Consider the following 25,772-nt stretch of genomic DNA (forward strand, 5'->3'; position numbering starts at 1 on the left):
AACAATAAGGTAGCAGTATGGACATTACAGAACTCCTCGCCTTCAGCGCCAAGCAAAACGCCTCGGACTTGCACCTCTCGGCAGGTCTGCCCCCGATGATCCGGGTAGACGGCGACGTGCGCCGCATCAACCTGCCTCCGATGGAGCACAAGCAGGTTCACGGCCTGATCTACGAGATCATGAACGACAAGCAGCGCAAGGACTACGAAGAGTTCCTCGAGACCGACTTCTCCTTCGAAGTCCCGGGCGTGGCGCGCTTTCGTGTGAACGCGTTCAACCACAACCGCGGCGCCGGCGCCGTATTCCGGACCATTCCCTCCAAGGTACTCACCATGGAAGACCTGGGGATGGGCCAGGTGTTCAAGCAGATCTCCGACACCCCCCGCGGCCTGGTTCTGGTGACCGGCCCTACCGGTTCCGGTAAGTCCACCAGCCTCGCGGCAATGATCGACTACATCAACGACAACAAGTACGAGCACATCCTCACGGTCGAAGACCCGATCGAATTCGTGCACGAATCCAAGAAGTGCCTGGTCAACCAGCGGGAAGTCCACCGCGACACCCACGGCTTCTCCGAAGCACTGCGCTCGGCACTGCGTGAAGACCCGGACATCATCCTCGTGGGTGAGATGCGGGACCTCGAGACCATCCGTCTGGCGCTGACCGCCGCGGAAACCGGTCACCTGGTATTCGGTACCCTGCACACCACCTCCGCGGCCAAAACCATCGACCGTGTTGTCGACGTGTTCCCGGCGCAGGAAAAAGCCATGGTGCGCTCCATGTTGTCGGAATCCCTGCAGGCAGTAATCTCGCAGACCCTGCTCAAGCGCAACGGCGGTGGCCGTGTGGCCGCCCACGAAATCATGCGCGGCACCCCGGCCATCCGGAACCTCATCCGCGAAGACAAGATCGCGCAGATGTACTCCGCCATCCAGACCGGGGCCAGTGTGGGCATGCAGACCATGGACCAATGCCTGCAGGACCTGGTGGAAAAACGCATCATCAGCCGAGAAGTAGCGCGCGAAAAAGCGAAAATGCCGGAGAATTTCTAAAATGGAAATCGAACGACTCCTACAATTGGTCACCGAGAAAGGCGCGTCCGACCTGTTCATCACCGCCGGTGTGCCCGCCTCCATCAAGCTCCACGGCAAGATCGCCCCTGTCAGCACCTCGCCTCTGACCCCGGAAAAAGCCCGGGAAATGGTCGTCAGCATCATGAACGACCGTCAGAAGAAAGAGTTCGCCGAGAACAAGGAGCTCAACTTCGCTATCTCCGTGCGCAACGTTGGCCGCTTCCGGGTATCCGCCTTCTTCCAGCGCAACCTGGTCGGCATGGTGCTGCGTCGGATCGAGACCAAGATCCCGACCATCGACGGACTCGGCCTGCCCGAGCAGCTGAAAGAACTGGCCATGACCAAGCGCGGCCTGATCATTTTTGTGGGCGCGACCGGTACCGGTAAATCCACCTCGCTCGCTTCCATGATTGGCCACCGCAATGAAAACTCGAAGGGTCACATCATCTCCATCGAAGACCCGATCGAATTCATTCACCAGCACCGCGGCTGTATCGTGACCCAGCGTGAGGTCGGCCTCGACACCGAATCGTTTGAGACCGCACTGAAAAACACCCTGCGTCAGGCGCCCGACGTTATCCTCATTGGTGAGGTGCGCTCCCGCGAGACCATGGACCACGCCATCGCCTTCGCCGAAACCGGCCACCTGTGCCTGTGTACCCTGCACGCCAACAACGCCAACCAGGCGCTGGACCGGATCATCCACTTCTTCCCCGCTGACCGTCACCAGCAACTGTGGATGGACCTGTCCCTCAACCTCCAGGCCATGGTCGCGCAGCAGCTGGTACCCACGCCGGACGGCGACGGCCGCCGTGCCTGTCTCGAAATCATGATCAACACCCCGCTGATGTCGGACCTGATCCGCAAGGGCGAGGTGCACAAAATGAAGGAGCTGATGAAACGCTCCACCGAACAGGGCATGCAGACCTTTGACCAGGCACTGTACGAACTCTACGACCGCGGCGAAATCACCTACGAAGACGCCCTCGCCCACGCCGACTCCGCCAACGACCTGCGCCTGATGATCAAGCTCAAGTCCGAATCCGACGCCGAGTACCTCAACAGCGCCGCCGACGAACTGAGCCTCGCCAGCGATACCGATAGTGGCGGCGGTCCGCAGATTTACTGATCGATCAATGATTGTGACGCAAGGGCTGGGCACAAAGTGCTCCGCCCTTTTTTATTTCTGCTTTACGCGTATGCCTGCCTCAATCAAAACCTGAGACACATGTTGATCAAGAAACTTCAAGAAATAGCATTCGTCATCGCAGTGGCTTCGCTATTCATTGGCTGCAACGATTCCAGCTACGCAGACCGTATCTTCGTCAACGGCAACATTCTTACGCTGGACGAAAAAAATTCTACGGCAAGCGCGCTCGCCACAACCGATGGAAAGATTTTAGCGGTGGGGACTGACGCCGAGATACAGGCGCTCATCACTGACGACACCGATGTAGTCGACCTCGATGGAAAGACTCTGCTGCCCGGATTTATCGCCGCCCATGAACACCCGGCGATCAGCGCGGTGTTTCGGAATTTTCTCGACCTGAGTGGTTTTACCCACGGCACAGCTGCAGAGGCGTGGCGCGCACTGGAGGCGGAGGTAGCCCAGACGCCAGCCGGCGAATGGATTTATGCCAAGGGCCTGGACCCGGTACTGCTGGCCGGGTTGGCAATGCCCACGCGCAGTCAGCTGGACCAGATTGCGCCAGACAATCCGCTGTTCATTCTCGCCCAGAGCATGCACACCGCATGGGTGAACTCCGCAGCGCTGAGCGCCATGGAAATTGACGAGAGCTCTCCAGTGCCCGGCGAGGGTTCTTACTATGGACGGGATGAAAATGGACGCCTCAATGGCATACTGGTGGAGAAGCCCGCGCTGGAGCCGTTTATTGCGTCGCATAAAAATCCGCTGAAGGTCACCGCAGCCTATGAAGCGGAGCTGGATGACCTGCGCAGTGCCGGCTATACCAGCGTCGCCTCACTGGGGTTCAATGTACCCGCGTGGCTGGCGAAGTGGGCATCCAGCGATGATCTGCAGCCCCGCATTCGTCAGTTTTTCTATTATCGCGGGGAGAACCTCACCAGGCTGGAAGGTTCTCCGAAAAAGGAGAGCGATTATTTCCGCGTGCTCGGGGCAAAGTTCTGGTATGACGGCTCCCCGTACAGCGGCAGTATGGTGGTGGACCAACCCTACCAAGACAGCGACCTCAGTAAGCAACTGGGTATTGCCCACGGCAGCCACGGCGAGCCGGTCATTGGCGCCGGGGAATTTCGTGCACAGCTCCATGCGCACCACCAGCGCGGCTGGCAAACTGCAACCCACGTGCAGGGCGACCGCGCCGCGCGTGAGTTTCTGCAGATTCTCGAAAAAGAATTCGACAGCCTGTCACCGGCCGGCCGCCAGCAGTTTATTGCCCGCCGCCACCGGCTTGAACACGGTCTGCTGCTGAAAAAATCCCAGCTGCCCGCGCTGAACAAACTCGGCGTGACCCCCAGCTTCCATATCAACCATCTCTACTACTATGGTGATGCGCTGAACGGGCAGTTACTGGGCGCGCAGCGAGCGCAGAGTGTGCTGCCGGTGAAAACCGCGTTTGAACTGGGCATGCACCCCACCCTGCATGCGGATAGCCCGATGTTCCCGGCAGACCCTTTCAGTCTGATGCAAACAGCCATTACCCGCAGCACCCGCACAGGTACCGTGCTGGGCGCCGACGAGGCGCTGACCCCGATTCAGGCCCTGCGCGCGATGACCATCAATGGTGCCTGGCAGCTGGGAATGGAAAAAGAGATCGGCAGCCTGGAAACCGGCAAGTGGGCAGATTTGGTGATTGTGGATCGCAACCCACTGCAGACACCAGTGGCCCGGTGGCGCGACATTCAAGTGGTGCGATCGATGATTGGCGGGCGCGACTAGCGTTCCTTTGCGGGACCTTGCGCCCCTAGGCCATCTCTTCCAGCAGGGATTTGATGTTGCCCTGCAAGCGGCGTGAAACCGGGGGCGTCTGTGCCGTGCCACTCAGTGTCACCACATAGCCCCCGCTGTGTTTTTGCAGCCCGGTAATGTATTCGACGGCCACAATGGCGCTGCGGTGCACGCGCACAAAGCGCTCGCCAAACTCCGCTTCCAGTTCTTTCAGGGACTCGTCGAGTACGGTCTCACCGCCACTGTGGTGGGCGATGACGTACTTGTCTTCGGCGACAAAGCAGCGGATGTCATCCACATCCAATAGCTGCACACCGCGGCGGCTCACCGCCTTTATCTGGCGGCGGCCACCGGCGTGTGATGTGCGAGGGGCTTCCGCGTGCAGAATTTGCCGCTGCGGCTTGCTCAGTCTTCTCGCCTGGGCAATCGCCTGTGCCAGCTGTTCCACACTGACGGGCTTGAGCAGGTAACCCGATGGAGCAACCGCAAAGGCAGGGAGCGCAAACTCGTCGTGGGCGGTGCAGAAAATGATCGCAGGCGGGTTGGGTCGGTTGGTGATCTGGGTCGCGAGTTGGAGCCCGTTTTCTCCGGGCATTTCGATATCCAATAACAACAGGTCCGGGTCGAGTGAATCCAGCTGTTGTAATGCGCTTTCCCCATCGGCAGCTTCTCCCAGCAGTTGGCAACCATCAATAGACTGCAACTGTCGGGCCAGTCTGGCCCGCGCCAGTGGCTCGTCGTCGACGACAAGCACCCCCAGTGGACGTTCAGCGGCGCTCATTGGGCCACCTCCGCAGCTGCTGGTGCTGTTACTGGCTCAGTTGTTCTGGTTTCCGCCCCGGCGTTTAACGGCAGCCGCATTTCCACGCGGTATTTTCCGTCGCGTATCTCCGCACTGAAGCGAAAACGATCGCCGTAAAACGCTGCGAGACGCTGGCGAATATTTTCCATCGCCATACCGTTGCCAACGTGGGCATTGCGGTTATTTTCCGTCTCAAAATCTGCAACAGGATTATGAATCGACAATAGCAGTTCGCGTGTGCGACTGCCAATGACATTTTGACGACCAGCCAGCTCCTGACGGATCGCAATTTCTATCTCGCCGCCGCCGCGCAAACGCGCCACTCCGTGCAGCACCGCATTTTCCAGTAATGGCTGCAACAGCATGGAAGGCAGTTGCGCCTGCTCTGACAGGTCGCCGATATGCCACGAGGTTTGCAGCCGATCACCGAGACGAAGGGATTCTATTTCCAAGTAGTGTTTCGCCAGCGAAACTTCCTGCTCAAGCGGCACCATTTTCGAGTCCGCGAGTGAAGCGCGGAATAATGCCGAAAGATCTTCCACCAGCTTTTCCGCGCGCTCCGCATCCACCGCAATCAGGCTGGCGAGGCTGTTCATACTGTTGAACAGGAAGTGCGGGCGAATGCGTGATTGCAGCGCTTCGATACGCGCGCCCAGTTCCGCCTTTTGCTGGTTGTGTAATTGTTGCTGCACGTACGCATAGCGCAGTACCACACCCGCACAAATCGCGCCCACCAGCAGGTTGGCCAGCAGTGTCCAGTAATCGATCGCGGTACCCGCCATATCGGCCAGCCACCAGTGCTGCACCAGCAACACGCACGCGAGCACCACAAGCACCGTGGTGTAGCTCAGTGCGGCGGCAACTTTGTGCGAGCCGCGGGCGAGCCGTGGGCGCAGCCGGCACAGGATGGCGGCAGACGGCAGGATCGCCCACTGTACCGTGAGAGACACCAGCCCCAGGCGCTGCCAGTTGAACGGGTTGAGCCCATCGGTGGCCAGCACCAGTACCAGTGCCAGCAGCTCGCCCATCAGCACCAGCACGGCGACACTGGTCACGCTGCAGAGGTCCGGCAGGAAGGGGGCATTCTCTGGACGCGCAGAATCTTTGCCCCCGGGGGCAATTTCACGAATTTGCTGCGCTATAATGCCCGCCGCTTGCGCGGGCCGGGAAGATGTCATACCACGTTATCTTTATTCTGGTTCCGCTCTTGAGACAGTGAAGATACCGCCATCCCGGATCGACTTCCATATCCCAACCCATATTCGACCAGAGGCAGCATGAGCAACGATAACTCCTCCGCAAACAATCCCGCAGCCAAGCTCTGGGGCGGCCGCTTCAGTGAAGCCACCGATGCGTTCGTGGAGCGCTTTACCGCCTCGGTGATGTTCGACCAGCGTATGGCACTGGAAGACATCCAGGGCTCCCTGGCCCACGCGCAGATGCTGTCGGAAGTGGGCGTGCTGACCGCAGACGAGTTCCAACAGATCGAGGGCGGCCTCAAGGACATCGCCGAAGAGATCCAGGCCGGCGAATTCCCGTGGTCGGTGGAGCTCGAAGATGTGCACATGAACATCGAGGCGCGCCTGACCCAGCGTATCGGCGCCACCGGCAAGAAGCTGCACACCGGCCGCTCGCGCAACGACCAGGTGGCAACCGATATCCGCCTGTGGCTGCGCAACCGCATCGACCTGATTGCCGCCGAGCTGACCCGCCTGCAGACCGGTCTGGTGGACCTTGCCGAGAGAGAAGCCGACACCATCATGCCCGGTTTCACCCACCTGCAGAGTGCACAGCCGGTCACCTTCGGCCATCACCTGCTGGCCTGGAACGAGATGCTGACCCGCGACTACGAGCGCCTGATGGACTGCCGCAAGCGCGTCAACCGCTCGCCCCTGGGCGCCGCGGCCCTGGCCGGTACCAGCTACCCGATCAACCGCGCGCGCACCGCGGAACTGCTGGGCTTCGATGCCCCCACCGAGAACTCGCTGGACTCTGTGAGTGACCGCGACTTCGCCATCGAGTTCTGCGCCTTCGCGGCGCTGCTGCTGACCCACCTGAGTCGCGCCAGCGAGGAGCTGGTGCTGTGGACCTCCAGCCAGTTCAACTTTATCGACCTGCCGGACCGTTTCTGTACCGGTTCCTCGATCATGCCGCAAAAGAAAAACCCGGACGTGCCGGAACTGGTGCGCGGCAAGACCGGCCGTGTCAACGGCCACCTGATCGCCCTGCTCACCCTGATGAAGAGCCAGCCGCTGGCCTACAACAAGGACAATCAGGAAGACAAGGAGCCGCTGTACGATGCCGCCGACACCGCACTCGACTGCCTGCGCGCCTTCGCCGACATGGCCCCGGCATTGAAGCCGAAGAAAGAAAACATGCTCGCCGCCGCCGGCAAGGGCTTCTCCACCGCCACCGACCTCGCCGACTACCTGGTGCGCAAGGGCGTGGCCTTCCGCGATGCCCACGAGATCGTCGGCCAGTCCGTGGCCTTCGCCATCGACAAGGACTGCGACCTCGCCGACCTGAGCCTCGCGGAACTGCAGAAGTTCTCCGACACGATCGGCGATGACGTGTTCGACGTGTTGACGCTCGAGGGCTCCGTGGCCGCCCGCGACCATATCGGTGGCACCGCGCCGAACCAGGTGCGCGCGGCGTGTGAGCGCGCGCGCAAGCTGATTGCGTCCCGCTAATATCCCATCGGCGGGCCGCAAGGCCCGCTGCCATAATTCGTCATAATTCCTCCCGCCGGCTGCCACTTTCCGATTTCCGTGACCCGCTAGACTCCCTCCAAACCAAAAAAGACCAAACGCAGGGAGAGTCCAGCCATGCGCAAATACCTGATGCTCGGCATCACCGCCTTCGTCATTGCCATCTACCTCACCAACGCCTCCTGGCTCGCAGAGAAACGTAGCGGAAAACCAACATTGATATCCCATCGCGGCGTTTACCAGACCTACGACCGCAAAAACCTTGGGCGCGACGATTGCACCGCGATCCGCGTTTACGAACCCGAGCACGAATACCTGGAAAATACCCTCGCCTCCATGCAGGCGGCCTTCGACTATGGAGCAGATATCGTCGAGATCGATGTGCACCCCACCACCGATGGCGAATTTGCCGTATTCCACGACTGGACCCTGGATTGCCGCACCGAGGGCAAAGGCACCACCCGCGATCACCCGATGAGCTACCTCAAGACGCTGGATATCGGCTATGGCTACACCCCGGATGGCGGCAACACCTTTCCGTTCAGGGGCAAGGGCATTGGGCTGATGCCGACACTGGAAGAGGTATATCGGACATTTCCCGGCAAACGGTTTCTGATCAACATTAAAAGTGGTCGCCCCAAAGAGGCCGTACAGCTGGATAAATACCTGCGCCAACGGCAACTGCCGCCGAGCGGCCCGCTCATGGTGTATGGCAGCGAAAGGGTGATGGAAAAGATGCGCGAACTGCGCCCGGACGTGTGGAGCTTCAGCCGTGAGAGCGTAAAAAACTGTAGCTACCGCTACCTGTTACTGGGATGGACCGGATACGTGCCGGACGCCTGCCGCAACGGCGCCGTGGTTGCACCGAATACCTGGCAGTGGGCGCTGTGGGGCTGGCCGGATCGATTTATGCAGCGCATGGACGACGCCGGCGCACTGGTAATGGAGCTGGATTTTGCCGGGCGTGGGCGTGGCATGCACGGCATTTACAAACCCCACGATCTGGATTTTCTGCCGGGGGATTATCGCGGGGCGCTGTGGGTAGAGAAAATCGAAGTGATAGGCCCACTTGCAAAAACGAAATTCGGAACCGAAAAGTAGACTGTGCACCCAGAGTCGACGCGAAATCTATTCACCCATTCAGGACTCTCCGGAGTCCCCGTCTTTCTCCTGAACCTCCGTCACCACCTTCTGCACCAGCTTCACCCGACCAGACTGTACCAGTGCATCGCGCAGCACATATTCGATCTGCGCATTCAGGCTGCGCAGGTCGTCGTCCGCCCAGCGCTGCATTGCCGCCAGCACCTGCTCGTTGATTCTCAGTGGAAACGCTTTCTTTTTTGCCATGAGTATAAGAGGGGGATCAGTAGAGACTGCCGCTGTTGATCACCGGCTGCGCCTGCTGTTCGCCACAGATGACCACCATCAGGTTGTTGACCATATTCGCCTTGCGCTCTTCATCCAGTTCCAGTGCGTGGGACTCCGCCAGCGTGGCAATCGCATCGGTGACCATCTCCACCGCGCCCTGCACAATCAGCTTGCGCGCCGCCAGTACCGCACCGGCCTGCTGCTTGCGCAACATGGCCTGGGCTATTTCCGGCGCATAGGCCAGGTGGCTGATACGCGCCTCGATCACCTGAATACCGGCGCGACCCAACCGCTCCTGTACCTGATCGCGAATTTTTTCCGCAATACTGACAGGGTCGCCGCGCAGGGAAATCGCCTCCTCACTGTGGTTATCGTAAGGATGTTCATTGGCCACATTGCGCAGCGCCGCCTCGCTCTGGATGGTGACGAAACTCTCGTAGTCGTCCACTTCAAAGTAGGCTTCCGCCGAGTCTACCACCTTCCAGACCACCACCGTGGCGATCTCAATCGGGTTGCCGTTGGCATCGTTGACCTTGAGCTTGCCGCTCTCGAAATTGCGCACCCGCAGTGAAATGGGCGTGCGCTTGAAAATCAGCGGGTTGGTCCAGCGCAGCCCGGTGGTGTGTTCAGTACCCACGTATTTACCGAAAAGTTGCAGGATCTTTCCCTGATTGGGCGCCACCATGAACAGGCCGTGCCAGCAGAATGTGACGATCACAAACGCCACCGCCCACAACGGCACCGCAAAGAATTGCGTCGCCATCAGACTCCGCACCAGCATACCGGCGGTGAACAGTTGCAGCAGCAGAAGTACCACCAGCATCCCATAGCCGCTCACGGTGAATGCGCGTTTTTCCTTGATCATTGTCATCTCCATGTTCTCCATATCCGTGTTGTCCGCTTCGACATAGTGACATCACTTTGATATCAAATTAGCGTCATGTGATCACAGAGTCAACCCGAGTCGGCATAAAGCTGTGCAGTCATGGCGCCCAATACAGCCGCCGCGGGCGCAATCGCACGGTTAGCGCCAGCCCTGGTGGCGAAGAAGTGGCAATGGGGAAATCGAAGCCGTCGACCAAAGCGTTCGGCCAAACAGCGATAGATAGAAGTGTCCCGCCGGGCGGCGGAAATCTGGGGACGGGAACGGGCCCAGGGCCCGTCACACAGTGCGGGCGATCAAAGCCCGAGGGAAACGGCACTCCCCTGCTGCTCGGTCAATACGCGATCCAGCAGCGTCGGCAGATCCTCCCCGGTGGTGGAGCACTTCCACCCCGCTCTTTCTCCAGAAGGTTGGAAACTCAGGTGAAAGCCCCCCGAGCGCGCCGCTACCCACAGCTCCTGCACCGCACTCTGGCGCGACAGAATTACCTGGGTACCGTTGTCCTCCAGGGTAATCGTCAGCACCGAATCCGCGCGTTCATAATCCATGTCCACGTCGCACTCATCGAGCGCATCCTCGATAGCGATCAGGGTTTCTTCGATTGCGGCGTTGTAGGCAGCATTTGAGGCTGTCTGGGTCATAATCTCGTTACTACTGTTACGGTGTTGCAATAAGGCTTGGGTCGCTATACTAGCAGGCTTTTCCAGTCTTCTCGTACCGCGTTGTGCGGCAGGAAACCCGATGCGTATACCGACCACTCCCCTGGTACTGTCACTCACCCTCGCCGGTGCACTGACCGGCTGTGGCCAGAAAGGCCCGCTGTACCTGCCGCAGGACCCGGCTGCGCCGACCCCCTCGAGTGTTCCCGCCCGCGGCGCCAGCAGCCAGCCGCCCGCGGCCACCACCGGCCAGCCGCAGACGGAAACCGGCGAGAAAGACCAGCCGGCACAGGCAGACAAAAATTCAAACCGGGCAAACCCGGAGCAACACACGGAAGCAGAAGCAGTATTCAAATGAACGATTTCCACTACCAGCAGGGAAGCCTGTGGGCCGAGGGCGTCAGCCTGGAACAGATTGCCGAACAGTTCGGCACCCCGACTTATGTATACAGCCGTGCCCATTTCGAGCGCCAGTACCGGGCCTATGCGGACGCCCTGGGCGATCACCCCGGCATGGTCTGCTACGCCATCAAGGCCAACAGCAACCTGGGTGTCCTGTCCGTGCTGGCGCAACTGGGGGCGGGCTTTGACATCGTTTCTGCCGGTGAACTCGAGCGAGTTCTGATGGCCGGCGGCGATCCCGCCAAAGTGGTCTTCTCCGGTGTGGGCAAGACCGCTGACGAAATGCGCCGCGCGCTGGAAGTCGGCGTGCACTGTTTCAATGTGGAATCCGAATCGGAGCTGGAGCGGCTCGAGTCCGTTGCCGCGGAAATGGGTACCGTGGCCCCGGTGTCCCTGCGGGTAAACCCGGACGTGGATGCCAAGACCCACCCGTACATTTCCACCGGGCTGAAAGAAAACAAATTCGGTATCGCCATCGAGCGTGCGCCCGACGTGTATAAAAAGGTGGCAGCCTCCAGCAGCCTCGAGGCCGTCGGTGTGGATTGCCATATCGGCTCGCAGCTTACCGAAATCAACCCGTTCCTCGATGCACTCGACCGGCTGCTGCTGTTGATCGACCAGCTCGCGGAAAGCGGCACCGTATTGCAGCACCTGGATCTGGGCGGCGGCCTCGGCGTGCGCTATCGTGGTGAAGAACCGCCGGAGGTGAGCGACTACCTGGGAGCCGTGAAAGAAAAACTCGAGGGGCGCAACCTGGCCCTGGTGCTGGAACCCGGCCGCTCCATTTCCGCCAACGGCGGCGCGCTGCTGACCCGGGTGGAATACCTGAAGCACACCGAAGACCACAACTTCGCCATCGTCGACGCGGCGATGAACGACAACCTGCGCCCTGCGCTGTACCAGGCGTGGCAGGATATCGTGGCGGTCACGCCGTCCAATGCCGCTCCCGAGAGCTGGGACATCGTCGGCCCGGTGTGCGAGACCGGGGACTTCCTCGGCAAGCACCGCCCGCTGGCACTTGAACAGGGACAGTTGCTGGCGATGCTCTCTGCCGGCGCGTATGGTTTTACCATGAGCTCCAATTACAATTCGCGCACCCGCGCAGCCGAAGTACTGGTGGACGGCGACAAGACCTACCTTGTACGGGCGCGGGAAAGCTTCACGGATCTGGTGCGTGGTGAATCCACGGTGCCAACCAAGGACTGACGGAACACAAAGCCATGCGCCTCAAATTCACCAAAATGCACGGCCTCGGCAACGACTTCGTGATGGTCGACGGCATCACCCAGCGGGTGAAGCTGTCACCGGAGAAAGTCCGCCAGATCGCCGACCGCCATATCGGCATCGGGTGCGATCAGCTGTTGCTGGTGGAAGCGCCGCGGGACCCGGAAGCGGATTTCCGCTACCGCATCTACAATGCCGACGGCAGCGAGGTGGAGAATTGCGGCAACGGCGCGCGCTGTTTCGCCCGCTTTGTGCGCGACCGCCGCCTCACCAGCAAGGAACATATTCTCGTCGAAACTGCGGCGGGGACCCTGAAACTGAATATTCAGGGCGCGGACCAGGTTAGCGTGGACATGGGTGAGCCGGTGCTGGAGCCCGCAAAGATTCCCTTTGAGGCCGACATCCAGGCCGAAACCTATCCGCTGGAAGTGGATGGCGAAACCTATAACATCGGCGCCGTCTCCATGGGTAATCCGCACGCGGTGCTACTGGTCGAGGATGTATTGAAGGCCCCGGTGGAGACTCTCGGCGCAATTATCGAGCGCCACCCGCGCTTTCCCGCCAAGGTAAATGTCGGCTTTCTGCAGATCGAAGCGCGCGATCGCGCGCGTCTGCGTGTTTTTGAACGCGGCGTGGGCGAGACCCGCGCCTGTGGCACCGGTGCCTGTGCGGCCATGGTCTCGGCACGCCTGCGCGGCCTGGTGGACGAGGAGCTGCACATCACCCTCCCCGGCGGCACCCTGACAATCCACTGGCCCGGGCCCGGAGAGCCGGTTACCATGACCGGACCCGCCACGGCGGTATATCACGGACAGATAGCACTCTGAGAAACCATCCCGGAAACCCAAGCCGGAAGCAACCGAATATAACAATGACCGAACACAGCGACGCCCCCCTGATCGACAGTGCCGTCGAGGCCAGCCTGGAAAAGCAGCAAGCCAGTGACAACGAAAACCAGCGCAACAGAAAACTGCTGTCGCGGCAGGTGGCCCGCTACCTGATCCAGAACCCCACCTTTTTTGCCGAGAACATGGAGCTGCTGGAAAACATCCAGCTACCCAGGGAGTCCGGCAAGACGGTGTCACTGATGACGCACCAGACCAACCTGCTGCGCGAGCGCAATATCGAAATGCGCCAGCGGCTGGACCAGCTGCTGCAGAATGCACGGGAAAATGATCAGCTGTTCCTGCACAGCCGCCGCCTGGTACTGGCGCTGCTGGAAGCACGCACCGTGGCAGAAGCCGGTGACGCCCTGCTGAAAAGCTTCAAACAAGACTTCAAGGTAGAGGTCACCGCGCTGACCCTGTTCGGGCCGCTGCCCGGTTCCGGCAAGCAGCTCGGCGATGTACGCAGCAGCGCCCGTACCAGTGCCGAGACCGCGATTGGCTCTATCCTGCGCAACGGGCGCACCGTGTGCGGCACCCTGCGCCCGACGGAAACTGCCTACCTGTTCGGCAAGCACGCCGACAGGGTCGCCTCCGCGGCGGTGGTGCCCCTCGCCGACCAGCTGGGTGTCCTCGCCGTGGGCTCCAGTGACCCCAACCACTACCGCTCCAGCCTGGACACCCTGTTTTTGTCCTACATCGGCGAAATCCTCGAACGGCTGCTGCCCAACCTGCTGGTACGGAGCTGACCGATGCAGCTGGCTGCAGCGACGGATGCGTTCCTGCTGCACCTGCAGCAGAAAAACCTCTCGCCCCACACTCAGGCCGCCTACCGCCGCGACCTCGACAAGCTGCAACAGCTGGCGGACGAGGAACAGCTGGCTGAACTCCACACCCTCGATGAGATGCGCCTTCGCAGTTGGCTGGCGCGCCTGCACCGTGGCGGCCTGTCCCCGAAAAGCCTGCAACGCTGGCTCTCCGCCGTGCGCACCCTGCTGCGCTTCTGCGTGCGCGAGGGCTGGCTGAAAGCGAATGTCGCGGAGGGACTGCGGGCGCCCAAGGCGGCCAAAACACTGCCCAAGCTGCTCGATGTGGACGCCGCCGCGCAGTTCGTGGAAAGCCCGCGGGGAACGGGCGCAGACGGCGGGGATGACCTGCTGACCCTGCGCGACGCCGCGATACTCGAACTGTTTTACAGCAGCGGCCTGCGCCTGTCTGAATTGACCGGGCTCAACTGGGAAGACCTCGACCTGCGCGGCGGGGAAGTCCGGGTGACCGGTAAAGGCAACAAGACCCGGGTGTTGCCGGTGGGGCGGCACGCGCGCCGCGCACTGGAAGACTGGCGTCGCCACGCGCCTTCAGCCATCGCCGACGCACTGGGTGCAGACCCGGTATTTACCAGCGCCAAAGGTCGCCGTCTTGGCAACCGCGCGGTACAGCAACGCCTGGCCCATTGGGCCCGCGCCGGTGGCGCCGACCAGCGGGTGCACCCGCACATGCTGCGCCACTCTTTCGCCAGCCATATGCTCGAATCCAGCGGTGACCTGCGCGCGGTGCAGGAGCTACTGGGGCACGCGGACATCAGCACCACCCAGATCTACACCCACCTGGATTTCCAGCACCTCAGCCGGGTCTACGACAAGGCCCACCCGCGGGCGCGGAAGAAGGATTAGTCCGAACTCGCGCCGGTCCCCTGACTATGGCGTATACCAGACCGGCGATGAATAGGCCCGCTCCTGAATGGTGGTGGGAACCCCATCCGGCAACTTCACACCAAAATATTTCGCGTCATATGTGGTCCACCGGGGGGTAGGAATCTCCAGCACCCTTACGTAATAAAAGGCGTGTTGATCGCTTTTGAAGTCAGGATCCTTCCAGTGTGCCTGCAGAAAGGGCGCACCAATACTGTTGTTGTAGGAGGCGGCTTTTACATCCACGGTATTGCCCACGGGTTTGCGCGCACGACCATCGGCACCGATTTTGCGCCCACCGGAAACCGCAACGTCGTACACTTTTTCGTGCAGCTTGCCATCGGCGCTCCGCCAACCCTTGACGATCTGGATACGATCGAGATTCGCGCCGTCGGGGTCACGTAGCGCCCGCACCAGAAACGCCGGCGCCGTGTCCGACCGGCTCAGATCCCCACCCATGGGCACGCCTTTCTCGTATCCATAGCGGGCAAAATCGGATCGGGACAGATCGTTTTCGGTAAAGTCGTACCCAGCAAACACCCGCACAACCATGCGCGTTCCAGTGGTGGCGTATACCTCCTTGCGCGCCATCGCATCCCACAGCGCCTCGCGTGTATTTTCCCGCGCCCACACGGCAGCGAGACCGGAGGCGCTGGCCTCATAGTGGCGAATTGCATAATCACGCCCCTTGGGGTCGGGCTGGTAGCCGGTAATTTTTTCCTCGAACCGTATCTCGTTAGCACTCGGCTCGACCACCGTTGCCTTGCCGAAGAAATTGTCTTCTGCGGTGGTGGCGAGTGACGTGTGAGAGTCGGTACTGCCAATCATGCCGAACTTGTACGGGTTGGCCCCCAGCTCCACCGTATCCGCCAGCCCCTGCTTGAGCGCTTCGCGCGCGTATTCCCGGGGAATCATTTCTTCGGTTTTTATAGCCGCAAAACTACCGCGGTCCCAGATTTCGTAGTCGGCAAACTCGTCGTTTGGCGACAGCATCGGATGTGTCTCACCCGTGCCCTTTATCTGGGTTACCTCATACAGTGGCTCCCAACGACTGCGGCGCTCGGCATAGCTTTTATCCAATGGCTCACGCTTGGTCAAAGTGACCCGATCGAACATCAGCCCATTGGAGAGGTTGCCATTGTGCGGAATCGCCAGAATTTTACCGCCAGTCTTCTTTTCGTAATTGGCCATCCACTGCCAGAGGTCTTCCGGATCTTCCGAGTCATAGGCAGACATGGGAACGACTTGATCGGCCTTTTGCTTTCCATCGCGAAAAATCAGGTTGCGGTGCAGGTTGCTGCCAGCGGGAGTGGAGGTCCACTCATAACCGATAAAGGCGGTAAACAGCCCCGGCGTGTTATGTTTTTCTGCAAAACCGGTTATCCGCTTCCACATCGAATCGAGCAAACCTTCGATACCGCTCAGAGGGTCATCGCGCTCTGAGACTTGCGCGCCCCACATGGCATAAGCTTCCCCTGCTTTTCCCGCTTTGGTGAGATCGTGCACCTGCTTTCCCCATTTGTTCGCCAGCAGACGCTTGTCGGATTCAGTAATCAGGGGCGACAAGCCCAGGTTCTCCGCATGGTCGGCAACCACAAGAAAGTCCAGGGGGCGCTGCAAGCGGGCACGCACACCGGTGCTCGATGTGACCGTTTCCCCCTTGGCGAAACGGTAAGCGGCGTCTGGATCGAGCGTATTGCCGAACATACCCGCATCGGTTGAATAGCTGGTATGCAGGTGGGTGTCGCCGAAGAAAACGCGATTGGGAAAGCTTTGCTCGGGATACGGGGAATAATCGACATCCGGCGGCGGTGCTTCTTGTGGCGCATCCTGCGCCACGCTGCCCATCGCCGTTAGTAGAGCGATCCAGAAAAGAATCACCAGTGTAAAGGTTCCACCCCATCCTGTTCGCATTACGCTTTCCATGCTCACATTGCTTTCGGTTAATGGAGTAAATTCTAGACTACCGCCGGGCCTGGCCTAGCGCACAATAAAAAACCCGGTTCGACACAAATACACCTGTGTCAGAACCGGGTTTCAGTACATAGCGACCGCTATAAAAACGCGGATTACGCTGCCGTCAGATCGGCCGGCTGCCGTACTTCGGCTGCGGCTTGCGCGGCGGGTCTGCCGATACATCCGGTGCCACCTCATTGATAGCACCACCACTGGCGAGGAAAGCCTCGACTTCGGCACTCAGTTGACTGCGGGCCCGATGACGGGAGGAAAGTGTGCGCTCTTCGCCGAAGTCGTCATTGTCTTTCGAGCGAGCGCTGGACTGGTCGTCTTTCATGTCAATTTACCCTGTAACTTGATACCCCTTGTTACAGAGGGAATACCCCTGCTGCCGCAGATATTTCCCGGGAAACCCGCGCGGGCTGAGCGGACCTGCTTCGGAGATTTGTCTCGGCACTCGCTTCAGCAAAAATGCCAATCCAAAACTGCAAACCAAATCCGTCGGCCGGAAACTTTCCTGCGGCGAAATATTTATAGGCAGTGTCCAGACAGCCTGCCAGAAAAGGTTCCCGAATTCGGTAGAGTTTTTTTGATCGATTTTTACCCGATTTATTGCGCTTGGTTATGCAATTTCTAGCGCCACAACTTTGATGACGCTCACAGCATCAAATATATTTGTCCGCCACTCGAACGACTGACTCAAATTGCTCGAATTTCAGGCACAAAAAAGCCCCGCACGCGGGGCTTAGAAAACACTGTGTCGGATTCTTTGATCAGACCGCTTCGCTGCCGGTTTCGCCGGTGCGGATACGGATGACTTCTTCGAGCGCAGTGATAAAGATTTTGCCGTCACCGATCTTGCCGGTCTGCGCGGCTTTGGTGATGGCTTCAACGGCACTGTCGACCATGCTGTCGTCCACCGCCAGTTCCAGTTTTACCTTGGGCAGAAAGTCCACGACGTATTCAGCGCCGCGGTAGAGCTCGGTATGACCCTTCTGGCGACCGAAGCCTTTGACTTCAGTAACAGTCATGCCCTGTACACCGACTTCGGACAGCGCAGTGCGCACGTCGTCCAGTTTGAATGGCTTAACTACAGCCGTAATCAATTTCATTGGCTTATCCCCTGATTATGTTTCTTGCGGGCACCGGCCCGAAAACCGGTGCCGGAAGATTCTTTTGCCGCCGGGGGGAGTGGTCCCAGTCACCGGCGGCCATCTTATGAGCGCTTACTTGCTCATAAATTCCGGATAAGCTTCCATTCCGCACTCGGCCAAGTCAACACCTTGCTGCTCTTCTTCCTCGGTAACACGGATACCGGTGATGAGCTTGAGGGCGAACCAGACAGCGAAGGAGGCGGCAAATACCCATACGAAGATGGTGGCAGCGCCGATCAGCTGACCGCTGAAGGAAGAGCCGTCGTTGGTAACTGGTACCAGCAGCAGACCCAGCAGACCAACCACACCGTGCACGGAGATAGCACCAACGGGATCATCGATCTTCAGCTTGTCCAGGGTGATGATGGAGAATACCACCAGGATACCGCCCAGGGCGCCGAACAGGGTTGCCTGCAGGGCAGTCGGGGTGGAGGGCTCAGCGGTAATGGCTACCAGGCCGGCCAGGGCGCCGTTCAGCAGCATGGTCAGGTCAGCTTTGCCGAACAGGATGCGACCGGTGATCAGCGCGGCTACGGCACCACCAGCGGCGGCAGCGTTGGTATTCAGGAACACCATGGCCACGGAGTGTGCGTTGGCAGCATCGCCCAGTTTCAGAACGGAACCACCGTTGAAGCCGAACCAGCCCATCCACAGGATGAAGGTACCGAGGGTAGCCAGCGGCAGGTTGGCACCGGGGATGGCGTAGATTTCGCCGTTCGGACCGTATTTACCTTTACGAGCACCCAGCAACAGTACGCCAGCCAGAGCAGCAGCGGCACCCGCCATGTGAACGATGCCGGAACCGGCGAAGTCGGAGAAGCCCAGGTCGCCCAGGTTGTACAGGCCGAATACTTCAGCACCACCCCAGGTCCAGGAACCTTCCATCGGGTAGATGAAGCCGGTCAGGGCAACAGCGAATACCAGGAAGCTCCACAGCTTCATACGCTCAGCAACTGCACCGGAAACGATGGACATTGCTGTAGCGACGAACACTACCTGGAAGAAGAAATCGGACGCACCGGAGTAAACGGAATCGCCTTCGAATCCATTTTCTGCGGAGGCAGCGAGTACACCTTCGAGATCGAAGTCCTGAATGCCGTTCAGCAGCCAGCCGCCGTCGTACATGATGGCGTAACCGCTAACGAGATACATGGTGCACGCGATCGCGTACAGAGCCACGTTTTTGGTAAGAATTTCAGTGGTGTTCTTGGAACGCACCAGGCCCGCTTCCAGCATGGCAAAGCCCGCTGCCATCCACATGACCAGTGCACCACACACGAGGAAATAAAATGTATCAATTGCGTACTGCAATTGAAAAATTTGATTTTCCATTTTTCGCTCCGTTTAACCCAAACTTTCCCGAGTTGCCCCGGCAGTTATTGTCGATTGATCAAAGAATCGTTCTGGCAATCTGTTCTGTTATTTAGATCGCTTCCGCGCCGGTTTCACCGGTACGAATGCGGATTGCCTGCTCAAGGTTTGCAACAAAGATCTTGCCGTCACCGATCTTGCCGCTTTGCGCTGCAGTGCCGATAGCTTCCAACACAGAATCTACCTGGCTGTCTTCAACGGCGATCTGCAACATGGTTTTAGGCAGAAAATCCACCACATACTCGGCTCCACGATAGAGTTCGGTATGGCCTTTCTGCCGCCCAAAACCTTTGACTTCGCTCACCGTGATGCCTTTAACACCAGCCTCGGCCAGTGCATCGCGCACTGCGTCGAGCTTGAAAGGTTTGATAATTGCGGTTACCAGTTTCATGGTCTCCCCCTAAGATGAGAGCCCACTCAGAGAGCGGGCCCAATTCGTTTTGTCTGTTACCAGCTGTATGAAGCACCAGCCAGTACAGTCGGCTCACACCAATCGGTGTAGAAACATTCCTGGTCGCTTACATCGGTTCCTACCAGAGAAGCGCTCAGAGCCAGACCGCCAAACTCCTTGCCAACAGACACGGAGTAATCGATGTAGGAATCCGATCCATCCAGGAAGATCTCTTCATCAAACAAGTTCAGGCCAGCGCTCAGGTCCAACGAGATATCGTTCGCCAGACTGAAGGAGTAACCGGCGCTCAGATAGTAGAAAGCACCACTTTGCAGCCAGTAGTCGTCGGAGTAGGCGAAGCCCAGGCTGGCGTCGCCGAAGCTCAGGCTGCCGTACACTTCCTGGTAATCTTCATCCCAGTCACTACCGTGGTAGGCGTAGTAGATGTAGCCCACGTCGTAGCCCACGCCGCCCGCAGTCTCGCCGGCATAACCGCCGTAGAAGTCCTGTTCGAATTTGGTCTCGTCTGCGCCGTAGGCGAAGTCCACCTGGGATGCCCAGGTACCCAGGTAAACGCCGTTACCCATATCGAGGTCCACGCCGCCCTGCACTGCCGGGCCGGTGTCGGTCTGGGAAATACCGCGGAAGCGGTAGTCGCTCACCACGCCAACATTGGCGCTAAAGCTGGGACCGTCAGCAGCAGTTGCTGCACCGCTAATGGCCATGGCCAGTACGCTTCCGGATACGAGGGCGGCAACTTTGTTATTCAATTTGATTCCCACTTTTGGTTCTCCTTGATCTCTGTGTGAAATGCTCGTCTTACTTTTTTTATATCTGCGGCGTTGACCACACCGGGGAGACGGTACCCGCCGCACTCGCCCAGGCACTTCACTGAAGACCTATCCCCTGCCTCCATTGCCAGGGCGATTTGCACAGGGGTACTTGCAGAGTTAGTGCCAACTTTAAAAACTCTGCGGGAAATCAGCGGGTTAGGTGGGTTTGTGGACGTAAAACCAGCGTCTGGAACGGACCGGTCAGAAAATTTGCGCAAAAACAGTGCGCACCAAAATGGAACCCGCACCACCAGCGAGCACAGTGCCGGTGCGGCTCCTGTGGCGTGAACCATGTCGGCGCACGGCAATCACTGCTTGGTCGGAAAACCCCGCTGCGGTACTATTTCGCTTCGTTTTAAAGCGGTTTCTTAGTGGAGAATTGCGCGTGGCCCGGGATAAATTGCAACAGTTATTAAGTGAGCTGCAACAACAGGGGGCAGTCATCAGCAGTGACCTGCGCGATGCACTGGAAGTCGCGATGGGTAAATTGCCACTGGTAAGCCAGCGCGAATTTGACATCCAGGCAGCCAAGCTGGCGCGGGCGGAGGAGAAGCTCGCACAACTGGAGGCGCAGGTCCGGGATCTAGAAAGCCGACTGGACGACTGATCCGCGCCGCGCAGTGCCGGCCAGTTTCAGGTCAGACTGAATTTCACTGACGATTGTTTTAGGGAAGATTGTTTTCAGGGAAGAAAATGAGCCTATCCATTACCTACGCCCGCGCACAGCTGGGCATTCAGGCACCACTGGTCACGGTGGAGACCCACCTCGCCAATGGGCTGCCCGCATTTAATATTGTCGGCCTGCCCGAGGCTGCGGTGCGCGAGAGCCGCGACCGGGTGCGCAGCGCCATCGTCAACAGCCATTTTGAATTTCCCCAGCGGCGCATCACCGTCAACCTGGCGCCGGCAGATTTGCCCAAGGCCGGCGGGCGCTACGACCTGGCCATCGCCCTCGGCATCCTCGCCGCCTCCGGGCAGGTGCCCGGTGAGACACTGGAAAGCTACGAATTCATCGGCGAACTGGCGCTGTCCGGCAGTCTGCGCCCTATTCCCGGCGCGCTGCCCGCGGCGATGGCCTGCCGCGACAGCGGCCGCACTCTGGTCACCGATAATGAATCAGCGTGTGAGGCCGCGCTGATCGCCACCCCGATCAAGGCCGCATCCACACTATTACAAGTATGTGCGCAGCTGCACGGCCGCGAGCCGTTGCCGGATGCGGTACAGGACGCCGAGCAGGATGCCGTCATCTGCGCTGACCTCGCGGACGTGCGCGGCCAGCTGAAAGCCCGCCGCGCGCTGGAAGTGGCTGCTGCCGGCTCGCACAATCTGCTTTTTTACGGCCCGCCCGGTACCGGAAAGACCATGCTCGCCAGCCGCCTGCCCGGTATTTTGCCGCCTTTGACCGACCGCGAAATGATCGAGGTGGCCGCGCTCTACTCCAGCGCTGGTCTCGACCGGGTGCGCCAGCGTCCGTTCCGCGCGCCACATCATTCGGCCTCACCGACGGCGCTGGTCGGCGGCGGCAGCAACCCGCGTCCCGGCGAGATCAGCCTCGCCCACCGCGGGGTTCTGTTTCTGGACGAGATGCCGGAATTCCCGCGCTCCGCCCTCGAGATACTGCGCGAGCCGCTGGAAAACGGTGAGGTGCGCATCTCCCGCGCGCGCGCCCAGGTCACCTTCCCGGCAGACTTCCAGCTGGTGGCCGCGATGAATCCCTGCCCCTGCGGTTATCTCAGCGAACCCCGCTGTCGCTGCACCCCGGACCAGATCGACCGCTACCGCAGAAAACTGTCCGGCCCGTTGCTCGACCGCATCGATATGCAGGTGGAAGTGGCGAGCATGAGCGCGAGTCAGCTACAGGACGCTCCGGCGGGAGAAAGCTCGAAAACCGTTCGCGAGCGCGTACGAATCGCGCGGGAGATCCAGCTGGACCGGCAGAAAAAAATCAACGGGGAACTGGCTGGCGCTGAACTGGATGAATTCTGCCAGCTTGGCAGTGCAGAGAGCACTCTGCTGCGCGCCTCGGTGGAAAAGTTGGGATTGTCCGCGCGCAGTTATCACCGGGTATTGAAGGTCGCGCGCACGCTGGCGGACTTGTGCGGGCGGAAAGAAATTGGCACAGGGCAGATTGCCGAGGCGCTGGCCTACCGCAATCTGGATCGCAAAACCGTCATGCCCGCTTAGGCATGGTGTAGCCACGGGCATCCAGCCTGTACAGCACATGCTCCTGCATCGGGTGCCCCGGTGGAAGCGCCGGATGCAGGAAATTTTGTTCCTGCATCATGCCGAGTTTTTCCATCACCGCACGGGAACGCACATTTGCCGGCACGGTAAATGAAACAACATCGGCCAATCCCAGTTGCTCAAACGCTACCTGCAGACTGGCCCGCGCCGCCTCACTGGCATAACCCCTGCCCCAGGCATCCGCGGCCAGTCGCCAGCCGATTTCCACCGCTGGCGCGAACGGCATATCGTCGGCGACATGTTTGATCCCGACAAAGCCGATAAATTTACGATCTTCCAACCTTTCAATCGCCCAGAAACCCCAGCCATATTTTTCGATATGCCTGATCTGGCGATCGATCCCCGCATCGCTCTCCGCGCGCGTCAGGGTCGCCGGAAAAAATTCCATTACACGGGAATCCGCGTTCATTTGCGCAAAGGGCTCGCGATCCGCGTCCTGCCACTGACGCAACTGCAACCGCGCAGTTTTCGGTTCAATCCGGTCAGTCATTGTTGTCGGACTCTTATTTCCCCACCTTATCGGTCGAGGAGTTCGTTGCTGCAAGAATTTCTTTCGCTGGCGCGACCAGGTAATGACACATGTCAAGCCACTCCACGGGCTCAGGATAGATTTGCTTGCGATACCCGAGCTTTTCATAGAGCGCCAGGGCGCGCTGATTCTTTTTCAGCACAAACAGGGAACTGCGGTTCAATCCAAATTCTCGACATCCCTGCGCAACCAACCTGGATATCAACTGGCGTCCCACACCCAGGCCTCGCACGGCTGGCGCAACGATTAACCTGCCCAAGTGGCAGCAATTGAGACGGTTGTAGTATTGCCCGAAGGCCACTGCACAGCCTGCAGCATCCTCCAGCACAAAGCTGGGAAGCTCGCGCCAGCAACAATCTTCGGTGAAACTCCGGGCGTCAAAAGGGAAGCGAAATCGTGGCCCACCCCACTGCCGGCACTGGGCTTCCGAATCTATCCACCCCATCAGTTGTGACAGATGTGTTTCGGAAAAACGGGTAAACGCCAGATCAGCCCCTTGCATCGCTATTTTTTCTTAGCCTGTACCAGCCAGCGGTCCAGCTGGTCGGCAAATGCCTTGCGCTCCTGCTGGCCCAGCGGCGGCGGACCACCTGTATGCACGCCGCTGGAGCGCAAGGTTTCCATAAAGTCACGCATATTCAGGCGCGCGCGGATATTCGCCTTGGAGTATTTCTCGCCGCGGGGATTGAGTGCGGTGGCATCCTTGTCGATTACCTCCGATGCCAGAGGTATATCCGCAGTAATCACCAGGTCGCCGGCCTCGCACTGGCGAACGATTTCATTGTCCGCCACGTCAAACCCGGAGGAGACCTGGACAGCGCGGATATATTTCGACGGCGGTACCCGCACATACTGATTGGCCACCAACGTCATTTCGGTTTCGGTGCGCTCGGCAGCGCGAAACAGGATTTCCTTGATGACCGTCGGGCAGGCGTCGGCATCAACCCAGATTTTTGGCATTAATCGTTCTCTCTCGGTGGTGAGGGCGGTTGTTCATCTGCGGGGGCGCCCTCATCGCACTTCTTGCACGCAAGTTTGAATCCGAGCATCCGGGTACGACCTTCGGCCGTGGTGACCCAGGGGCGGTTCTGCCAGGGCGGGTCGTGGCGCACATGCTGGTTGTGGCCGCAGGCCAGCTGCGCCACCCAGTGGTCTTCGTCGTCGCGGTGGTAGCCGGTGATGGGTTGCAGCATAAAAAAGGCACCTCATTGAGGTGCCTTTATAGACAAATAAATGCGGGAGGTAAAAACTAATCTCCCGCGGGGGCCACCTGTGAGGGTTGTTTGGGGGTATCGGTCTTTTTCTTCCAGCCGGGCAGATTGCCGTTGATGAAGATGAGCAGGAACACCGCTGCGCCCAGCGCCGTCCACACATCGAACATGGCGAGCATAAAACCGATCACCAGGGCACAGACCATTTCCAGCGGCTTTTTCACCAGTGGCGCGGCCACCATGATGCAGGCGAAGGCGGTGAGTGCGAGGGTGAGCATCAGGGCGATGCCCATGATCGGTTTGATCAGGCTGATCCAGGGCCAGCACAGGTAAATCAGCGGCAGACCGAAGCCGTAATAGGAGCCGATACCGCTGTGCAGGTTACGCATCTTGTCCTGGCCGCGGCGCCAGGTCTGGATCACCACCGCGTGCACGCCGGTCCAGAGCACGCCCTGGTAGGGAAACAGTGGCGCGAATACCGCGGAAACGGCATTGCGCAATGCCACCGCGATTTCACTGCGCTCGAAGTTGGTGTCGATGGGGTCGTCTTCCCGCGCCGGCTGTGCGCTGTGGATCATTTCCGTACCGGTGACGAAATCTCCGAACAGAATTACGTAGGCAACGAATGCCAGCGGCAGGACTTCCAGATACATGGACGCCGGCGGCCAGCCGATACTAAGCGGAGACACCTTGGCCAGGGTCTCCGCCACCGGCGGCAGGAACAATCCCCAACGGATGTCGAACTGGATTTCACCGACGATCACCCCCACCACTGCAGCGGCCACAAACCCCGGCAACAGACCGAGACAGCAGACGCTATCCAGCCACTTGTGGCGGGTGCGCAGATCCTGCACCGGGGCGGAGAAGGTAAACAGCAGTGACACCAGAAGTGCGGTGATGGCACTGAAGGGATGGCTCTCGAACAGCGCCACGTCCTTGATAAACACCCGGTCTAGGGCGGATATGGCGGCACCAAAGATAATCCCCGCCTTCAACGCCACCGGCAGCGCGCTCATCATGCGGCGCGACAGTCCCGACAGACTGAACACCAGCGCTATACCCGCCAGGGTCAACGACAGTGCGGTCATCACCTGGAAGCGCTCCGGCCCCTCGGGATAGCCGCTGACGATAAAGGTGAGCACCAGCGGGAAGGCCGGGGTCAGCATGCCCGGGGCAAAGGGTTCACCGAACACCACAAACGACGCGCACAGCACTGTGTTGGCCAGCATCAGCAGTGCCAGCGCCTCCTCGAACGACAGGCCGAAGTAGCCGATCATCACCGGCGCCATGATCAGACTGGTGCCACTGGCCACCACCAGCCCCTGCACAAACTGTGAGGGAACAAGCTTCAGGTGCAGGAAAGGTACGCGGAAAGTAAAGGGCCCCCAGCGCCAGCCGCCGGATTTCGGGAGAGAGGAGCCCTGGCGGCCGCCCGGGGAGTTGGTCTGATCCATCGCTTT

Annotated in this window: 28 protein-coding genes; 12 read left to right on the top strand and 16 right to left on the bottom strand. The window is 59.7% G+C overall.

Going from position 1 to position 25,772, the window contains the following annotated elements:
• The first annotated feature begins 17 nt into the window (after positions 1-17).
• From GTQ55_RS16865 to GTQ55_RS16875, 3 genes are all read left to right on the top strand, one after another.
• On the top strand, positions 18-1,052 hold the full coding sequence (locus tag GTQ55_RS16865; protein ID WP_161859776.1) for a type IV pilus twitching motility protein PilT: 1,035 nt from the start codon (positions 18-20) through the stop codon (positions 1,050-1,052).
• Between the two features lies 1 nt (position 1,053).
• Positions 1,054-2,202, top strand: a complete 1,149-nt coding sequence (locus GTQ55_RS16870) for a PilT/PilU family type 4a pilus ATPase (protein WP_161859777.1) — start codon at positions 1,054-1,056, stop codon at positions 2,200-2,202.
• A gap of 99 nt (positions 2,203-2,301) precedes the next feature.
• Complete coding sequence (locus tag GTQ55_RS16875; protein ID WP_161859778.1) at positions 2,302-3,993, top strand: amidohydrolase; 1,692 nt, start codon at positions 2,302-2,304, stop codon at positions 3,991-3,993.
• A gap of 25 nt (positions 3,994-4,018) precedes the next feature.
• Here GTQ55_RS16875 and GTQ55_RS16880 read toward each other — a convergent pair whose 3' ends face one another.
• Positions 4,019-4,783, bottom strand: a complete 765-nt coding sequence (locus GTQ55_RS16880; protein WP_202620642.1) for a LytR/AlgR family response regulator transcription factor — start codon at positions 4,781-4,783, stop codon at positions 4,019-4,021.
• Entirely contained in the window at positions 4,780-5,982 is a 1,203-nt protein-coding gene (locus tag GTQ55_RS16885; protein WP_161859779.1) for a sensor histidine kinase, read from the bottom strand. Before GTQ55_RS16885 ends, GTQ55_RS16880 begins: the two co-directional genes overlap by 4 nt.
• Positions 5,983-6,081: 99 nt before the next feature.
• Between GTQ55_RS16885 and argH the strand changes: the two genes are divergently transcribed.
• Positions 6,082-7,494, top strand: coding sequence for an argininosuccinate lyase (gene argH / locus GTQ55_RS16890; RefSeq protein ID WP_161859780.1), 1,413 nt, complete (start codon positions 6,082-6,084; stop codon positions 7,492-7,494).
• Between the two features lie 135 nt (positions 7,495-7,629).
• The gene (locus GTQ55_RS16895) at positions 7,630-8,613 is read left to right on the top strand and encodes a glycerophosphodiester phosphodiesterase family protein (protein ID WP_161859781.1); all 984 of its coding nucleotides are present in this window, start codon (positions 7,630-7,632) and stop codon (positions 8,611-8,613) included.
• A 39-nt stretch (positions 8,614-8,652) separates the two neighbouring features.
• Here the strand turns inward: GTQ55_RS16895 and GTQ55_RS16900 are convergent, their stop codons facing one another.
• The 3 genes from GTQ55_RS16900 to cyaY form a co-directional block, all read right to left on the bottom strand.
• Positions 8,653-8,859 carry a type II toxin-antitoxin system antitoxin gene (locus GTQ55_RS16900; RefSeq protein WP_161859782.1) on the bottom strand — a complete coding sequence of 69 codons (207 nt, stop codon included), beginning with the start codon at positions 8,857-8,859 and terminating at the stop codon, positions 8,653-8,655.
• Positions 8,860-8,875: 16 nt separating this feature from the next.
• Positions 8,876-9,745: an SPFH domain-containing protein gene (locus GTQ55_RS16905; RefSeq protein ID WP_183946635.1), complete on the bottom strand. Its 870-nt coding sequence runs from the start codon at positions 9,743-9,745 to the stop codon at positions 8,876-8,878.
• A gap of 314 nt (positions 9,746-10,059) precedes the next feature.
• Positions 10,060-10,404: an iron donor protein CyaY gene (cyaY, locus tag GTQ55_RS16910; RefSeq protein ID WP_161859783.1), complete on the bottom strand. Its 345-nt coding sequence runs from the start codon at positions 10,402-10,404 to the stop codon at positions 10,060-10,062.
• Positions 10,405-10,504: 100 nt separating this feature from the next.
• On the opposite strand from cyaY, the gene lptM reads away from it, so the two are divergent.
• Genes lptM through xerC form a run of 5 tightly spaced genes read left to right on the top strand, consistent with a single transcriptional unit; the run spans position 10,505 to position 14,605 of the window.
• A complete protein-coding gene (gene lptM, locus GTQ55_RS16915) occupies positions 10,505-10,780 on the top strand; it encodes an LPS translocon maturation chaperone LptM (RefSeq protein WP_161859784.1) in 276 nt (91 codons plus the stop codon).
• Entirely contained in the window at positions 10,777-12,030 is a 1,254-nt protein-coding gene (gene lysA, locus GTQ55_RS16920; protein ID WP_161859785.1) for a diaminopimelate decarboxylase, read from the top strand. The genes lptM and lysA overlap by 4 nt, the downstream gene beginning before the upstream one ends.
• A 14-nt stretch (positions 12,031-12,044) precedes the next feature.
• Positions 12,045-12,875 (top strand): diaminopimelate epimerase, encoded by an 831-nt coding sequence (gene dapF, locus GTQ55_RS16925; RefSeq protein ID WP_161859786.1) that lies wholly within the window; start codon positions 12,045-12,047, stop codon positions 12,873-12,875.
• A gap of 44 nt (positions 12,876-12,919) precedes the next feature.
• Positions 12,920-13,681, top strand: a complete 762-nt coding sequence (locus tag GTQ55_RS16930; RefSeq protein WP_161859787.1) for a DUF484 family protein — start codon at positions 12,920-12,922, stop codon at positions 13,679-13,681.
• A gap of 3 nt (positions 13,682-13,684) precedes the next feature.
• Positions 13,685-14,605, top strand: a complete 921-nt coding sequence (gene xerC, locus GTQ55_RS16935; protein WP_161859788.1) for a tyrosine recombinase XerC — start codon at positions 13,685-13,687, stop codon at positions 14,603-14,605.
• Between the two features lie 24 nt (positions 14,606-14,629).
• Here xerC and GTQ55_RS16940 read toward each other — a convergent pair whose 3' ends face one another.
• The 6 genes from GTQ55_RS16940 to GTQ55_RS16965 form a co-directional block, all read right to left on the bottom strand.
• Positions 14,630-16,537, bottom strand: a complete 1,908-nt coding sequence (locus GTQ55_RS16940) for a DUF3604 domain-containing protein (RefSeq protein ID WP_183946633.1) — start codon at positions 16,535-16,537, stop codon at positions 14,630-14,632.
• Positions 16,538-16,703: 166 nt separating this feature from the next.
• Positions 16,704-16,916, bottom strand: coding sequence for a hypothetical protein (locus GTQ55_RS16945; protein WP_161859789.1), 213 nt, complete (start codon positions 16,914-16,916; stop codon positions 16,704-16,706).
• A 436-nt stretch (positions 16,917-17,352) separates the two neighbouring features.
• Positions 17,353-17,691, bottom strand: coding sequence for a P-II family nitrogen regulator (locus tag GTQ55_RS16950; protein ID WP_043319767.1), 339 nt, complete (start codon positions 17,689-17,691; stop codon positions 17,353-17,355).
• A gap of 114 nt (positions 17,692-17,805) precedes the next feature.
• The gene (locus GTQ55_RS16955) at positions 17,806-19,065 is read right to left on the bottom strand and encodes an ammonium transporter (RefSeq protein ID WP_161859790.1); all 1,260 of its coding nucleotides are present in this window, start codon (positions 19,063-19,065) and stop codon (positions 17,806-17,808) included.
• Positions 19,066-19,156: 91 nt separating this feature from the next.
• Complete coding sequence (locus GTQ55_RS16960; protein WP_161859791.1) at positions 19,157-19,495, bottom strand: P-II family nitrogen regulator; 339 nt, start codon at positions 19,493-19,495, stop codon at positions 19,157-19,159.
• Positions 19,496-19,551: 56 nt separating this feature from the next.
• Positions 19,552-20,265 carry a TorF family putative porin gene (locus GTQ55_RS16965; protein ID WP_237567740.1) on the bottom strand — a complete coding sequence of 238 codons (714 nt, stop codon included), beginning with the start codon at positions 20,263-20,265 and terminating at the stop codon, positions 19,552-19,554.
• A 448-nt stretch (positions 20,266-20,713) separates the two neighbouring features.
• On the opposite strand from GTQ55_RS16965, the gene GTQ55_RS16970 reads away from it, so the two are divergent.
• A complete protein-coding gene (locus tag GTQ55_RS16970; protein WP_161859792.1) occupies positions 20,714-20,935 on the top strand; it encodes an accessory factor UbiK family protein in 222 nt (73 codons plus the stop codon).
• 86 nt (positions 20,936-21,021) lie between these two features.
• Positions 21,022-22,512 (top strand): YifB family Mg chelatase-like AAA ATPase, encoded by a 1,491-nt coding sequence (locus GTQ55_RS16975; protein WP_161859793.1) that lies wholly within the window; start codon positions 21,022-21,024, stop codon positions 22,510-22,512.
• Here the strand turns inward: GTQ55_RS16975 and GTQ55_RS16980 are convergent.
• Genes GTQ55_RS16980 through GTQ55_RS17000 form a run of 5 tightly spaced genes read right to left on the bottom strand, consistent with a single transcriptional unit; the run spans position 22,499 to position 25,766 of the window.
• Positions 22,499-23,062 (bottom strand): GNAT family N-acetyltransferase, encoded by a 564-nt coding sequence (locus GTQ55_RS16980; protein WP_161859794.1) that lies wholly within the window; start codon positions 23,060-23,062, stop codon positions 22,499-22,501. The genes GTQ55_RS16975 and GTQ55_RS16980 overlap by 14 nt on opposite strands.
• A 13-nt stretch (positions 23,063-23,075) precedes the next feature.
• Positions 23,076-23,603 (bottom strand): GNAT family N-acetyltransferase, encoded by a 528-nt coding sequence (locus GTQ55_RS16985; RefSeq protein ID WP_161859795.1) that lies wholly within the window; start codon positions 23,601-23,603, stop codon positions 23,076-23,078.
• Positions 23,604-23,605: 2 nt separating this feature from the next.
• Complete coding sequence (locus tag GTQ55_RS16990; RefSeq protein WP_161859796.1) at positions 23,606-24,061, bottom strand: YaiI/YqxD family protein; 456 nt, start codon at positions 24,059-24,061, stop codon at positions 23,606-23,608.
• Positions 24,061-24,294, bottom strand: coding sequence for a DUF3565 domain-containing protein (locus GTQ55_RS16995; protein WP_161859797.1), 234 nt, complete (start codon positions 24,292-24,294; stop codon positions 24,061-24,063). Before GTQ55_RS16995 ends, GTQ55_RS16990 begins: the two co-directional genes overlap by 1 nt.
• A 56-nt stretch (positions 24,295-24,350) precedes the next feature.
• Positions 24,351-25,766: a hypothetical protein gene (locus GTQ55_RS17000; protein WP_161859798.1), complete on the bottom strand. Its 1,416-nt coding sequence runs from the start codon at positions 25,764-25,766 to the stop codon at positions 24,351-24,353.
• Between the last annotated feature and the right edge of the window lie 6 nt (positions 25,767-25,772).

Source organism: Microbulbifer hydrolyticus (assembly GCF_009931115.1).
Lineage (GTDB): Bacteria > Pseudomonadota > Gammaproteobacteria > Pseudomonadales > Cellvibrionaceae > Microbulbifer > Microbulbifer hydrolyticus.

What these genes read in the sequence shown, in the direction of transcription:
- dapF (WP_161859786.1), top strand. Translation starts at nt 12,045, where the DNA reads ATGCGCCTCAAATTCACCAAAATGCACGGCCTCGGCAACGACTTCGTG.
- GTQ55_RS16905 (WP_183946635.1), bottom strand. Translation starts at nt 9,745, where the DNA reads ATGATCAAGGAAAAACGCGCATTCACCGTGAGCGGCTATGGGATGCTG.
- GTQ55_RS16985 (WP_161859795.1), bottom strand. Translation starts at nt 23,603, where the DNA reads ATGCAAGGGGCTGATCTGGCGTTTACCCGTTTTTCCGAAACACATCTG.
- GTQ55_RS17000 (WP_161859798.1), bottom strand. Translation starts at nt 25,766, where the DNA reads ATGGATCAGACCAACTCCCCGGGCGGCCGCCAGGGCTCCTCTCTCCCG.
- GTQ55_RS16885 (WP_161859779.1), bottom strand. Translation starts at nt 5,982, where the DNA reads ATGACATCTTCCCGGCCCGCGCAAGCGGCGGGCATTATAGCGCAGCAA.
- GTQ55_RS16895 (WP_161859781.1), top strand. Translation starts at nt 7,630, where the DNA reads ATGCGCAAATACCTGATGCTCGGCATCACCGCCTTCGTCATTGCCATC.
- GTQ55_RS16870 (WP_161859777.1), top strand. Translation starts at nt 1,054, where the DNA reads ATGGAAATCGAACGACTCCTACAATTGGTCACCGAGAAAGGCGCGTCC.
- GTQ55_RS16980 (WP_161859794.1), bottom strand. Translation starts at nt 23,062, where the DNA reads ATGACTGACCGGATTGAACCGAAAACTGCGCGGTTGCAGTTGCGTCAG.
- GTQ55_RS16955 (WP_161859790.1), bottom strand. Translation starts at nt 19,065, where the DNA reads ATGGAAAATCAAATTTTTCAATTGCAGTACGCAATTGATACATTTTAT.
- GTQ55_RS16900 (WP_161859782.1), bottom strand. Translation starts at nt 8,859, where the DNA reads ATGGCAAAAAAGAAAGCGTTTCCACTGAGAATCAACGAGCAGGTGCTG.
- GTQ55_RS16930 (WP_161859787.1), top strand. Translation starts at nt 12,920, where the DNA reads ATGACCGAACACAGCGACGCCCCCCTGATCGACAGTGCCGTCGAGGCC.
- lysA (WP_161859785.1), top strand. Translation starts at nt 10,777, where the DNA reads ATGAACGATTTCCACTACCAGCAGGGAAGCCTGTGGGCCGAGGGCGTC.
- GTQ55_RS16975 (WP_161859793.1), top strand. Translation starts at nt 21,022, where the DNA reads ATGAGCCTATCCATTACCTACGCCCGCGCACAGCTGGGCATTCAGGCA.
- argH (WP_161859780.1), top strand. Translation starts at nt 6,082, where the DNA reads ATGAGCAACGATAACTCCTCCGCAAACAATCCCGCAGCCAAGCTCTGG.
- lptM (WP_161859784.1), top strand. Translation starts at nt 10,505, where the DNA reads ATGCGTATACCGACCACTCCCCTGGTACTGTCACTCACCCTCGCCGGT.
- GTQ55_RS16950 (WP_043319767.1), bottom strand. Translation starts at nt 17,691, where the DNA reads ATGAAATTGATTACGGCTGTAGTTAAGCCATTCAAACTGGACGACGTG.
- GTQ55_RS16875 (WP_161859778.1), top strand. Translation starts at nt 2,302, where the DNA reads ATGTTGATCAAGAAACTTCAAGAAATAGCATTCGTCATCGCAGTGGCT.
- GTQ55_RS16995 (WP_161859797.1), bottom strand. Translation starts at nt 24,294, where the DNA reads ATGCTGCAACCCATCACCGGCTACCACCGCGACGACGAAGACCACTGG.
- GTQ55_RS16880 (WP_202620642.1), bottom strand. Translation starts at nt 4,783, where the DNA reads ATGAGCGCCGCTGAACGTCCACTGGGGGTGCTTGTCGTCGACGACGAG.
- GTQ55_RS16990 (WP_161859796.1), bottom strand. Translation starts at nt 24,061, where the DNA reads ATGCCAAAAATCTGGGTTGATGCCGACGCCTGCCCGACGGTCATCAAG.
- GTQ55_RS16960 (WP_161859791.1), bottom strand. Translation starts at nt 19,495, where the DNA reads ATGAAACTGGTAACCGCAATTATCAAACCTTTCAAGCTCGACGCAGTG.
- GTQ55_RS16940 (WP_183946633.1), bottom strand. Translation starts at nt 16,537, where the DNA reads ATGCGAACAGGATGGGGTGGAACCTTTACACTGGTGATTCTTTTCTGG.
- GTQ55_RS16945 (WP_161859789.1), bottom strand. Translation starts at nt 16,916, where the DNA reads ATGAAAGACGACCAGTCCAGCGCTCGCTCGAAAGACAATGACGACTTC.
- xerC (WP_161859788.1), top strand. Translation starts at nt 13,685, where the DNA reads ATGCAGCTGGCTGCAGCGACGGATGCGTTCCTGCTGCACCTGCAGCAG.
- cyaY (WP_161859783.1), bottom strand. Translation starts at nt 10,404, where the DNA reads ATGACCCAGACAGCCTCAAATGCTGCCTACAACGCCGCAATCGAAGAA.
- GTQ55_RS16865 (WP_161859776.1), top strand. Translation starts at nt 18, where the DNA reads ATGGACATTACAGAACTCCTCGCCTTCAGCGCCAAGCAAAACGCCTCG.